The following is a 9615-nucleotide window of genomic DNA, read 5'->3' on the forward strand; positions in this document are numbered from 1 at the left end:
GCGCCCGCCCCCGCCGACGCCCCGGCCCAGATCGTGGTCGGCGTCGAGGGGGAGCCCGGCGACGAGGCCGCCGTCCGCTGGGCCTTCGCGGAGGCCGCCGCCCGCGGCGCCGGGATCGTCGCGCTGCACGCCGTCGGCGGCGAGTTCTCGCCCCGCCGGCGCGTCATCGAGAACATGGAGCTGGCGGAAGCGGTCGCCGGGATGAGCGAGGACTTCCCGGACGTCGCCGTGCAGCCGCTGGTGTCCGACCGCACGGCGTCGCAGGCGCTGGTCGAGGCGTCGGAGAAGGCCGCGCTGGTCGTGGTCGGCGCCCGCACCCGCAAGAGCCTGATCGGCATGGGGCTCGGGCGTACCAACCACGTGGTCCTGCACCATTCCCGCTGCCCGGTCGTCCTCGTGCCCACGTCCTGACGCGGCGGTCCGGCCTGACGCCCCTGGTCGGGATCACCACGGGCCGGACGTTCAGGGCCCGATGCGGTGGTTGTCGAGCCGGGCCCACGCCGCGTCCCAGAGCCGGTCGCGCCGCCGGTCGCAGCGGCGCCGGACGAGCGCGTACAGCCCGAGCAGGGGCGACCCCACGGCCAGGACGGTGCCCGTCGCCGCGGCCGTGGTGCCGATGACCGTCCGCCCGTGCCGGCCGGGGAGCGTGCCCGAGACGGTGCCGTGCCCGGCCCATGCCGGGACGGTGTCCCCGACCCGGACGCGGTTCAGGGTCGTGAACTCACCGGTCCGCCGCGTCCCGTCCGGATCGGTCCACGTCACGGTGACCCGGTGCCCGACTCGCAGCACCCCGGTCTTCACGATCGTGGCGTCCACCCGGTTCCAGGTGGCCGCGTCCCGCCTTTCGGCGCGCTCCCCGGAGTCGTACACGCCGCCCGCCACCGTGGCGGTGAGGGGCGGCGCGACGACGAGGAACATCACGAGCAGGACGAGGCCGGCTCTCCATTGGGTCCGGTCCACGTCACGGCGCAGGTCGTTGGCGTCGAAGCCGAAGCGGCGGCGCCACCGGTCCACGCGGCGCTTCATGTCCCCTCCCGGACTGTGTCTCCTACCGGACTCGTCTCCTGGTCACCCACCCAGCGGGAGCAGGTCGGGCTCGGGCCGGGCCGCCGACACCGGGCCGCCGTCGGCGCCGCCCTCCGCGGCCGGGGACAGGGTGGTCTCCAGCGTCGCCGCCAGCGCGTTCACGGTCTCGGTCAGCAGCGCGACCCGCCGTTCCAGGACCGCCACGCGATGCTCCAGAACCGGGATGGACGGCGCCGCGGACGCGGTGATGATCTGCCTAGGCATCGTGAAGCTCCTTCGTCTCGTCGTGCAGCCGGCTCGCCGGCGCGGTGCCGCGGTACCGCCTGCGGCGCGCCTCCCAGTACCCGGCGAGGTGGTTCACCCGGGCGCGCAGCCGGGCGGTCGCGAGGCCGATGGCCTCGGGCATCGTGGCCCCGGCCGCGTAGGCGTTGACGGGGCGGCCGTTGAGGTCGACCCGGACCGAGACCAGGTTGGGGTTGGGCACGGCCGGGTCCCGCAGCCTGTTGAGCGTGACCTTCGCGTACAGGATCGGCCGCGGCGGGTGCACCAGCGCCCTGCCGATCGCCTCGCGGGCGCGCTCGATGTCGGCCGGTGACACGTCGTTGACGGTGGTGAACTGGATGTCGAGCTCTTCCTGTCCGGTGCCGGGCAACGGGGGCCTCCTTCTGCGGGATCTTCGGTCACCACCAGCTTCCTTCTCCCGCGCACGCGCCCGTAGGGACCTTGGTCACCTGCCGTGCGGCCGGAGGGCCCGCCCCCCGCGCCGGTGATAAGCGGCGCCAATGTGGGGACGTTCGTCATGAGGCCCTCTCGAAGAGGAGAACCGATGTCCGAACCGATCGTCGTCGGCACCGACGCGTCCGGCGAGTCGGACCGTGCCGTGGACTGGGCCGCCGCGGAGGCCGCCCTACGGGAACGTCCCCTGCGGATCGTCCACGCCCTGGCGAGCCGGCCCACCAGGGCGCCGCTGTTCTCGCCGGCCGAGAAGGCCGAGCGTCTCGCCCGCGTGGGGCACGCGGTCGTGGCCGAGGCCCGCGAGCGGGTCCGCGAGCGGTGGCCGGGCATCGAGACCACGACCGCCGTGGTCGCGGACGAGACGTCCGACGCCCTGCAGCAGGAGGCGGAGGGGGCGTTCGAACTGGTGCTGGGCAGCCGCGGCCGCGGCGGGTTCGCCAGCCTGCTGCTCGGGTCCACGAGCCTGCGGATGGCCTCGCGCAGCACCATCCCGGTCGTGATCGTGCGCGGGGACGCCACCGGCCGCGGCGAGGTCGTCGCGGGAATCGACCTGCGCAAGGACGTCGGCGCCGTGCTCGGATACGCCTTCGACGCGGCCGCGCTGCACGGTGCCCGGCTCCGGGTCGTCCACGCGTGGCAGATGTCCACGACGCTCATCGACGCCGGTTACACCATCGAGGACGAGGACGCCGGCCCGGAACTGCGGGAGCGGCTCGCCGCCGCGTGCGAACCGCTGCGGCGCAGGTACCCGCGGGTGGACGCGGTCGGCGAGGTCGTGCTGGAGCACCCGGTACAGGCCCTCACCAGACCGTCCAGGGCCGCCCGCCTCCTCGTGGTGGGTGCGCGCGAGCGCCGCTGGAGCGCGCCGCGCCTCGGGTCCACCGGCCACGGCGTCGTCCACCACGCGCAGTGCCCGGTCGCCGTCGTCCCCTCCCGCCGGTGAGGCCCGGCCCTCGGCGCGAGGACCTCACCTGACGCTCGGTGGCCGGGTCAGCCGGTTCCCGAGGACGGCTTCCCCGCGACACCGCAGAACGCCGTGACCATCGGCGGTTCTCCCCAGGGCGTCGCCTCGGGGCGCCACCGGGACACCGAAACGACGCCCGGCTCCAGCAGCTCCAGGCCGTCGAAATAGGTCGCGAGCTGCTCGGGCGTACGGAGCTTGTAGGGGTCGCCGGCCTCGGCGCGGGTCCGCTCGGCCTCGGCGGCGGCGTCGGGGTTCACGGCGGCGGTGCCGTCCTCCAGGACCAGGTAGCTGCCGCCGGGAAGCGCGCCGACCAGCCGGTCGCGGATCGCCTGCGCCTCGTCGTCGTCCTCGATGTTGCCGAGGATGCCGAGCATCATGAGGGCGATCGGCCGGTCGAAGTCGAGCGTGCGGGCCGCCCGTTCGAGGATGTCGCCGGGGTCGCGGACGTCGGCGTCGATGTAGTCGCACTCCCCTTCGGGGGTGCTCGCCAGCAGGGCGCGGGCATGGACGAGCACGAGCGGGTCGTTGTCGACGTAGACGATGCGGCAGGCCGGGTCGACCCGCTGGGCGACCTCGTGGGTGTTGTCGACGGTGGGCAGGCCGGTGCCGATGTCGAGGAACTGCGTGACGCCCTCCTCGCCCGCCAGGTACCGCACCGCACGCCCGAGGAAGGCCCGCGAGTGGCGCGCGACGTCCACGATCTCGGGGTACAGCTCGCGTACCTGGTCGCCTACCTGGCGGTCGATGGGGTAGTTGTCCTTGCCGCCCAGCCAGTAGTTCCACACCCGCGCGGAATGCGGGACCCCGGTGTCGAAGCCCGGGTCGGCAGCGGACTGGTTCTCTCCCATGGACGGCGCCCTCCGGCTCGGAAATCCTGCCGGGATTCTTCAATACGGTGCGCCCGTCGGCAACACGGCGGAAATCGCCGCACCCCGCCCGGCGCGCCCCCGCCGACCGCAATGGGAGATAATCGGGCACCACGAACTCCCACGCTTGGAACCGCGGTGAACGAGTACTTCTATTTCGAGGTCGGGCAGTACGAACGCCATCTGGTCGAGTACCACTACGACCGAATGTGGGGCAGGGTCCGGATCACGGTGGACCACCACCCGGTCGTGCAGAGCTCCCTCCTCCTGAGCTTCGCCATGACGAAGCGTTTCGAGTTCACCGTCGGCCACCAGGAGCGTCACCACGTGATCATCGACAAGACGCGCAAGGTGCTGCTCGCGGGGTTCCGCCCGTCGACCTACAACGTGTACGTCGATGGACGGTTCGCCTTCGCCCACGAGGCGGTCTGAGTTGCGGACCGAACGGCTCGTGATGCGGCGCTGGACGGACGGCGACCGGGAGCCGTTCGCCGCCCTGAACGCCGACCCCGAGGTCATGCGGCATTTCCCCGCCCCGCTCACCCGGGCGGAGAGCGACGCGCTGATCGCCTCGTTCGAGGCCCGTTTCGAGGAGGACGGCTTCGGTTTCTGGGCGCTGGAGACCGCCGGCGCGGGGGAGTTCGTCGGGTTCACCGGCCTTTCCGCCGTGCGCTTCCCGGCGCCCTTCGCCCCCGCCGTGGAGATCGGCTGGCGGCTCGCCCGGTCCGCCTGGGGGCACGGCTACGCCACCGAGGCCGCCCGCCGCGCGCTCCGGTTCGCCTTCGACGGCGGTCTCGACGAGGTGGTCTCCTTCACCGCCGCCGCCAACGCCAGATCCCGGGCCGTCATGGAGCGCATCGGCATGACCCGCGATCCCGCGGACGACTTCGACCACCCGCTCGTGGCGGACGGCCACCACCTGAAACGCCACGTCCTGTACCGCATCACCGCCGCCGCCGAGCGCACCGGGTAGTTCCCGGCGGCGCTCGGCGCGGCGCGGCGTCACATCGTGTCGAACAGGTTGGGGCGGCCCGCGCGGAAGCGGCGGGCGTCGATCTCCTTGAGGCCGTCCAGTTCCGGCGGCTGGTACAGGGGCCACACCCGGACCCGCTCGGCGGGGGAGCCGGCCGCGTCGAGCAGCGCGTTGACGGCCGCCCGGCCGGACTCGTTGGCGCCCTCCATGGTGGCCAGGTCGACGCCGGTGCGGACGTAGTCGCCCGCCATGAACAGGTTCGGGATCTCCGTCCGGGGGTGTGGCCGCTTCTGCCAGCTCCCGACCGTGTTGACCATGAGGGGCTCGTCGTTGGAGCTGCGCCCGGCGGACGCGTCCCAGCTGATCGCCGGGTCGAGGAACCACGAATGGACGAGGTCGTCGGGCAGGACGGACCGGCCGGTGTCCTCCAGATGGTCCTTCATCTGCGCCCACGCCTCCTTGGCGACCTGGGCGGGGCTGCACCGCTTCGCCGGCTTGCCGTACACGATCCCCGGGGTGTCCCAGTCGGAGATGTCCAGGGACAGGGAGTCGAGGACGTTCCCGTCGCCGTAGTCGGCCGGGATGTCCCTGTCCCACAGCCTGCTCTGCAGGACCGCGGTGAGCTGCCACGGCGAATCCATGAAGTTGACCTCCTGCGGGATGCCGTCCGGGGTGCGGCGCAGGAAGAACTGCAGGCCGTTCATCCACTCGGTGTGCAGGTCTTTGATCGACTCCAGGGCGGGGTCGAGGGCCAGGACGGCGGGGGACAGCAGCGCCCGCGCCCGCTCGACCGGCATCGCGCTGACGAACCAGTCGGCGTCGGCGCTGCGGCGCCGGCCCGCCGCGTCCACCAGCCGGACGGACCGCACGCCGCCGGAGGCGATCTCCAGGGCCTCGACCGTCTGCCCGACCTCGAACCGCACCCCGCGGTCGCGCAGATAGCTCACCCAGGGGTCGATCCACGCCTCGTTGGTGGGCGCGTTCAGCATCCGGGCCAGGCCGCCGTCGGCGCCGAGGCCGATGCCCGACAGCAGGAACGCCTGGCCCATGGCGCCGACCGTCCTGGTGCTGGCGACCTGCTCCTTGACGGCGACCAGCCCGCGCGTCAGGAACCGCGCCACGATCGCCCGGTAGTCCTCGGACCTGCCCTCCGCTCGCACGTACTCCCACCACGTGACGTTCTCCCACTGCCCCAGGCGCCGCTCTTCGCTGCTGGTCACGTAGACGATGAAGCGGTTGACGAACAGGGCGATCTCGTCCGGCGGGAGGGCGCCCGCCTGCTCGATGAGACCCGTCAGCGTCTCCGTGAGGACGCTCAGATCCAGGTCGCCGCCCGAGCCGGTCAGTTCGGGGACGATGATGTCGGAGCGGCCGCCGTTCCGGGAGATCCGCGTCGACGACAGCGGGAACATGTTGTCGTGGACGCCGTTCGCGTTGCCCGGGAACGGCGTCCGCCGCATCGAGTCGGGGACGTTCCGGTAGAAGCCGGGGAAGAACCGGAAACCGTGCTCGCCCTGCAGATCCTTCCGCCCACCCTTGCCGGTGCCCTCGACCGGGATGCTCCGGGCCTTGCCGCCGAGAGCCTTGCGTTCGAAGACGGTGACGTCGAAGCCCCGCTCGATCAGTTCGTGGGCGGCGGCCAGGCCGGACATGCCGCCGCCCAGGACGGCCACCTTCCGTCTCGTTCCAGGTGCCGCATGGGCGGACCGGGCGGGCAGCAGCGTCGCCGCGCCCACCGCGGCCGTGCCGGACAGCATCCGCCGCCGTGTGATGCCGTCGCGTGCCGGGTGCTCATCGGGCATGGGCATGATCGCCGTCCTCGTGGGGGGTGGTGGGAGTGTGCACGATCGGGCGTGCGGGTCAGGGGCGGGGCAGCCGCGCCATCAGCGTCCGGATGTGCTCGATGAGGCCGATCGAGCCGGGGACGGTGCGGCCCAGCGACTCGGGCAGCGCGAGCAGGCCGACGTCCAGGATGAACGGGTCGGTGACGTGGAAGCTCCGCTGCAGCCCCGGCCGTTCCCCGATGAGGCCCTCAGGTGTCGCCAGCTTGGACGAGTCGCAGGTCAGCGTCGTGGTCTCCGGGTAGGAGAACAGGCCGGACACCCGCCACCCGGAGAGCTCGATCTCGCTCATGCAGCCGTAGGTCTCCTCGTGCGTCACCCGGCCCACGACGCCCTGCCAGGTCCCGTCGCCCTTCACCACGCCGCCGAGCAGGGTGGCCGTGCCGTCCGGTTCGTGGGAGACGCCCCATTCCCAGCCGGAGTAGCTCTGGTCCAGGACGTTGAAGTCGCCCCAGTTGTGGTCGTGGTATCCGCGCCATCCGTTGACGCTGATGCGGGACGACGATCCGGGCGGCTGGAGCCAGCCGTTCACGTGGCTGGTGGCGACGGGCGACGTCCAGTACATCGTCTGGCCGTTGTCGTACTCGATCGGGCCGCCGGTCACCCCGGGAAGCGCGTTGTCGAACCAGATGTCGGCCTTGGCGAAGAGCCCGTGCCACGTCAGGTGGTAGGCGCCGCGCTCCTCGTCGTAGACCAGGTCGCCGGCGCTGCTGCGGACGACGGGGCCGTCCGCCGCGGTCACGTCGAAGGCCGGCTCCGGGAGCACGAGCTTCTGCCCCTTCTCCGGGTACCAGAAGATCAGCGCGGTCGGGACCGGCTCGGTGAACAGCATCGCGATGAACGTCCGCTTCGTCGCCGGGTCCATGACGTGCGTGTACCACCACTCGGTGGCCGAGCCCGGATGCGGCCCGTCGTCGCCGGGCTCGGCGAGCTTGCCGGGCACCTGCGTGAGGTCGGAGCGGGTGATGTCGGTGCGCGGGATCCACGAGCCGGGGTCGGCCCCGTCCGCGGCGCGTGCGGCCGGGGCGGTGGCGGCGGCGACCAGGCAGGTGAAAGCCAGCACCAGGGCGAGCAGTGCGGCGAGGTTCCGGCGGACGGTGTCGTGACGTACCACGTTGAGCCTCCTCGGCCGAGCCCCCCGTGACGTCCGGCCCCTGGCGTGGAGCCGTGGACCGAGTGTGATTCGGTCGCCGGATGCTGTCAAGCACTGTGTCGACACACTGTCCGACAGAGGCCGGGCGCGGGTACGCTTCCGGTCATGCCCTCCACCACACGGCCGCGCCGCAAGGTGCGCGAACGGCGCGAGGACGTCCGGCGCCGCGTGCTGCGGACGGCCGCCGAGATGATGGCGGACGGGACCCCGTACACCGAGTTGCCCGTCCAGCGCATCGCCGAGCGCGCCGACGTGGCACGTTCCACCTTCTACCTGCACTTTCCCGACAAGAGCCGGTTGCTCATCGCGCTCGCGGAGGAGGCGGTCGAGGCGCTGTTCGGCGAGGCCGTCACCTGGTGGCGGGCCGACCACGCGGACGGCGTGGCGGGCGTCGCGCACGCCATGCGCCAGATGATCGCCGCCTACCGCGAGCACCGCCGGGTCCTGGCCGCCCTGTCCGAGGTCGCCGCCTACGACCCGGACGTCGCGGCCTTCTGGCGCGACCGGAGGCGCCGGTTCACCGACGTCGTGCGGGACAGGCTCGACGCCGAGCAGCGGGCCGGGACCGTCGACCCCGGAATGGACGTTCCCACGACGGCCCAGGTGCTCACGGGGATGGTGGAACACGCCATCCAGGCGCGCTGCCGCCATGACGAGGGCCCGGGGGACGACCGGGTCGCCCGCACCCTCGCCCGCTCGATCTGGCTGACGGTCTACGGCGTGCCGCCGGCGCCTTGATCTGGACAACTGTCCAGACTAGAGTCCGCGTAGCGCGGAACGGCCGGTCCGCCGTCCCCTACCCGAGGAACCGCCCATGGACGACCTTCCTGAACTGGGCTTCTATGGTCTGGCCGGGCATTCGGGCACGCCCCGGGACCTGATCGCCGAGGTCGCCGAGGGCGAGCGCCTCGGGCTCGGCTCGGTCTTCCTGTCCGAGCGGTTCACCACCAAGGAGGCGGCCGTGCTCTCCGGGGCCGCCGCCGCGGCCGGGGAGCGGATCGGCATCGCCACCGCCGCCACCAACCACAACACCCGTCACCCCCTGCTGACCGCGACCCTCGCGACGACCATGCACCGCCTCTCCGGCGGGCGCTTCGCGCTCGGGCTCGGCCGCGGGTTCGACATGCTCTTCGACGTCATGGGCCTGCCGCGGGTCACCAGCGCGCAGATGGAGGACGTCATCGGCATCCTGCGGCGGCTCTGGCGCGGCGAGGCGGTCGCCGGCCACGACGGGCCCGCCGGGAACTTCCCCTACCTCAGCCAGGACCCCTCGTTCGACGAGGACATCCCGATCATCCTCACGGCGATGGGGGAGCGGACCCTGGAGTTCGCCGGACGCGTCGCCGACGGCGTCGTCCTGCACACCTTCTTCACCGACGAGACACTGGCGAGGTCCGTCGAGGCCGTCCGCCGCGGGGCGCTGGAAGCGGGCCGCGATCCCGCGTCCGTCCGCGTCTGGTCGGTGCTGGCCACCGTCGGCGACCACCTGGACGAGGAGCTGCGGCTGCGCAAGCTCGTCGGCCGCCTGGCCACCTACCTGCAGGGCTACGGTGACCTGCTGGTCCGCGTCAACGGCTGGGACCCCGCCGCCCTGGCCCGCTTCCGCGCCGACGACCTCGTCACCGGCTACCCCGGCGCCTTCGACGTGATCGGCACGGCCGCCGACCTGCGGCACGTCGCCGGACTGATCCCGGACGCGTGGCTGGCCGCGTCCGCCACCGGCACCCCCGAGGCATGCGCGGCCCGCGTCCTCGACCAGTTCGCCGCGGGTGCCGACGGCGTCGTCCTGCACGGCGCCACCCCCGCCGAACTGGCCCCCGTCCTCGACGCCTACCGGCGCGTCCGCCCGCCCGGCTTCGCGGCCTGGCCCCGCAACCCGGGCCGCGCCCGGTGACGCCGGAGGACCTCGGCCCGGCCTGGCTCAGCGGTGTCCTGGGCTCCCGCGTCGACGAGGTGGCCGCCGACCCCGTCGGCACCGGGCAGATCGGCGCCTGCTTCCGGCTGACCCTGACCGGCGACGGCGTGCCCGGCCGCCTGGTGGCCAAGCTCCCCGCCGC

Annotated in this window: 12 protein-coding genes; 6 read left to right on the forward strand and 6 right to left on the reverse strand. The window is 72.9% G+C overall.

Translation table 11 applies throughout. The annotated features are described in order from the left end of the window. A partial coding sequence (locus tag E1289_RS33725; RefSeq protein ID WP_131987568.1) for a universal stress protein occupies window positions 1-411 on the forward strand: 411 nt, incomplete at its 5' end. 51 nt (window positions 412-462) lie between these two features. On the opposite strand, the gene E1289_RS33730 is transcribed toward E1289_RS33725, so the two are convergent. From E1289_RS33730 to E1289_RS33740, 3 genes are read right to left on the reverse strand one after another with little or no spacing between them, the layout of a single operon-like run. Then, window positions 463-1026 carry a hypothetical protein gene (locus E1289_RS33730; protein ID WP_131987570.1) on the reverse strand — a complete coding sequence of 188 codons (564 nt, stop codon included), beginning with the start codon at window positions 1024-1026 and terminating at the stop codon, window positions 463-465. Window positions 1027-1068: 42 nt separating this feature from the next. Next, a complete protein-coding gene (locus E1289_RS33735) occupies window positions 1069-1290 on the reverse strand; it encodes a hypothetical protein (RefSeq protein WP_131987572.1) in 222 nt (73 codons plus the stop codon). Further along, window positions 1283-1678 carry a hypothetical protein gene (locus E1289_RS33740; protein ID WP_131987574.1) on the reverse strand — a complete coding sequence of 132 codons (396 nt, stop codon included), beginning with the start codon at window positions 1676-1678 and terminating at the stop codon, window positions 1283-1285. Before E1289_RS33740 ends, E1289_RS33735 begins: the two co-directional genes overlap by 8 nt. Window positions 1679-1852: 174 nt before the next feature. On the opposite strand from E1289_RS33740, the gene E1289_RS33745 reads away from it, so the two are divergent. Continuing rightward, the gene (locus tag E1289_RS33745; protein ID WP_131987576.1) at window positions 1853-2704 is read left to right on the forward strand and encodes a universal stress protein; all 852 of its coding nucleotides are present in this window, start codon (window positions 1853-1855) and stop codon (window positions 2702-2704) included. Window positions 2705-2751: 47 nt separating this feature from the next. On the opposite strand, the gene E1289_RS33750 is transcribed toward E1289_RS33745, so the two are convergent. Beyond that, window positions 2752-3573 (reverse strand): SAM-dependent methyltransferase, encoded by an 822-nt coding sequence (locus E1289_RS33750; RefSeq protein WP_131987578.1) that lies wholly within the window; start codon window positions 3571-3573, stop codon window positions 2752-2754. A 156-nt stretch (window positions 3574-3729) separates the two neighbouring features. On the opposite strand from E1289_RS33750, the gene E1289_RS33755 reads away from it, so the two are divergent. Together E1289_RS33755 and E1289_RS33760 are read left to right on the forward strand one after the other, a co-directional pair. Then, window positions 3730-4023, forward strand: coding sequence for a hypothetical protein (locus tag E1289_RS33755; RefSeq protein WP_131987580.1), 294 nt, complete (start codon window positions 3730-3732; stop codon window positions 4021-4023). Window position 4024: 1 nt separating this feature from the next. Continuing rightward, window positions 4025-4564 (forward strand): GNAT family N-acetyltransferase, encoded by a 540-nt coding sequence (locus E1289_RS33760; RefSeq protein ID WP_243713324.1) that lies wholly within the window; start codon window positions 4025-4027, stop codon window positions 4562-4564. Window positions 4565-4593: 29 nt separating this feature from the next. Here the strand turns inward: E1289_RS33760 and E1289_RS33765 are convergent, their stop codons facing one another. Further along, on the reverse strand, window positions 4594-6372 hold the full coding sequence (locus E1289_RS33765; protein ID WP_207929325.1) for an FAD-dependent oxidoreductase: 1779 nt from the start codon (window positions 6370-6372) through the stop codon (window positions 4594-4596). A 52-nt stretch (window positions 6373-6424) separates the two neighbouring features. After that, the gene (locus E1289_RS33770; RefSeq protein ID WP_131987584.1) at window positions 6425-7519 is read right to left on the reverse strand and encodes a hypothetical protein; all 1095 of its coding nucleotides are present in this window, start codon (window positions 7517-7519) and stop codon (window positions 6425-6427) included. A 144-nt stretch (window positions 7520-7663) separates the two neighbouring features. Here E1289_RS33770 and E1289_RS33775 point away from each other — a divergent pair, with 144 nt between their 5' ends. Next, a complete protein-coding gene (locus E1289_RS33775) occupies window positions 7664-8296 on the forward strand; it encodes a TetR/AcrR family transcriptional regulator (protein WP_131987586.1) in 633 nt (210 codons plus the stop codon). A 76-nt stretch (window positions 8297-8372) separates the two neighbouring features. Further along, a complete protein-coding gene (locus E1289_RS33780; protein WP_131987588.1) occupies window positions 8373-9452 on the forward strand; it encodes a TIGR03857 family LLM class F420-dependent oxidoreductase in 1080 nt (359 codons plus the stop codon). Window positions 9453-9615: the final 163 nt, after the last annotated feature.

Source organism: Actinomadura sp. 6K520, assembly GCF_004349245.1.
Lineage (GTDB): Bacteria > Actinomycetota > Actinomycetes > Streptosporangiales > Streptosporangiaceae > Spirillospora.

Excerpts from the sequence above, each read along its gene's own strand:
- E1289_RS33730 (WP_131987570.1), bottom strand. The coding sequence starts at position 1,026 with ATGAAGCGCCGCGTGGACCGGTGGCGCCGCCGCTTCGGCTTCGACGCC.
- E1289_RS33735 (WP_131987572.1), bottom strand. The coding sequence starts at position 1,290 with ATGCCTAGGCAGATCATCACCGCGTCCGCGGCGCCGTCCATCCCGGTT.
- E1289_RS33745 (WP_131987576.1), top strand. The coding sequence starts at position 1,853 with ATGTCCGAACCGATCGTCGTCGGCACCGACGCGTCCGGCGAGTCGGAC.
- E1289_RS33750 (WP_131987578.1), bottom strand. The coding sequence starts at position 3,573 with ATGGGAGAGAACCAGTCCGCTGCCGACCCGGGCTTCGACACCGGGGTC.
- E1289_RS33765 (WP_207929325.1), bottom strand. The coding sequence starts at position 6,372 with ATGCCCATGCCCGATGAGCACCCGGCACGCGACGGCATCACACGGCGG.
- E1289_RS33775 (WP_131987586.1), top strand. The coding sequence starts at position 7,664 with ATGCCCTCCACCACACGGCCGCGCCGCAAGGTGCGCGAACGGCGCGAG.
- E1289_RS33780 (WP_131987588.1), top strand. The coding sequence starts at position 8,373 with ATGGACGACCTTCCTGAACTGGGCTTCTATGGTCTGGCCGGGCATTCG.